The sequence below is a fragment of the Nocardioides sp. CPCC 206348 genome (genome assembly GCF_048654705.1).
GTDB lineage: Bacteria > Actinomycetota > Actinomycetes > Propionibacteriales > Nocardioidaceae > Nocardioides.
In genome coordinates this window covers 26,249-26,948 of record NZ_JBMCZA010000233.1, presented here as the reverse complement: position 1 = coordinate 26,948, position 700 = coordinate 26,249, and the positions used below count along the sequence as shown (strand labels likewise).

General features: G+C 71.9%; 2 protein-coding genes. One reads left to right on the top strand and one right to left on the bottom strand.

Annotation, left to right across the window (positions count from 1 at the left end; all coding sequences use genetic code 11):
* Positions 1–330: hypothetical protein (locus ACOADB_RS26750; protein WP_378606203.1), on the bottom strand; the 330-nt coding region annotated here is incomplete at its 3' end.
* On the opposite strand from ACOADB_RS26750, the gene ACOADB_RS26745 reads away from it, so the two are divergent.
* A partial coding sequence (locus ACOADB_RS26745) for a flagellar hook-length control protein FliK (protein WP_378606200.1) occupies positions 317–700 on the top strand: 384 nt, incomplete at its 3' end. The genes ACOADB_RS26750 and ACOADB_RS26745 overlap by 14 nt on opposite strands.

Below are 700 nucleotides of genomic sequence, written 5' to 3'. Positions count from 1 at the left end.
TGTCACCCCCGACTTGGGGTTTGTCACCCCCGGCCCGGACGTTCCCACTCCCAGCCCGACACACCCCCTCCCCGGCCACGCCGCATACCCGGGGCCGAGCACCGGCACCTCCGCGACGAACGTTCCGCACGCCCCCGAGCAGGCTGCGCCAGAGGTACCGGTCCGCACCACGGCGCCGGTCGACGTACCCGCAGACCTCCCCAAGGCCCCCGTCGCTCCCCTCGAGCTGTCGACGCTGACCCCCGACTCGACAGCGACAAACACCGACTCGATGGTGACAAACCCCAACTCGGGCGTGACAAACCCCAACTCGGCGGTGACAAACCCCAAGTCGGTGGAGCGGGCGGTCGTGGCGCAGGTGTTCCCGGAGGTGACGAGGCTGGCGAGCAGCGGGAACGGGACGCACCGGATCACGCTGACCCTGCAGCCGGCCCAGCTCGGCGAGGTCCGGGTGACGCTGGTCGTGCGCGACGGCGCGGTACGGGTGCGCATGTCGGGTGAGGCCGGCGACGGAGCGGTACGCCAGGCACTCGCCACCGGTGCCCCCGAGCTCCAGCGGATGCTCGAACGAGCGGGGGCCACCGAAGCCCGGATCCTGGTTCGCGACGTCAACGCCGCTCCCCAGCTGGGCATGCCCACCCCCGCCGCACGCAACGACCTCAGCCAGGCCTGGAGCGGACAGCCCGACCAGCAGCATTCG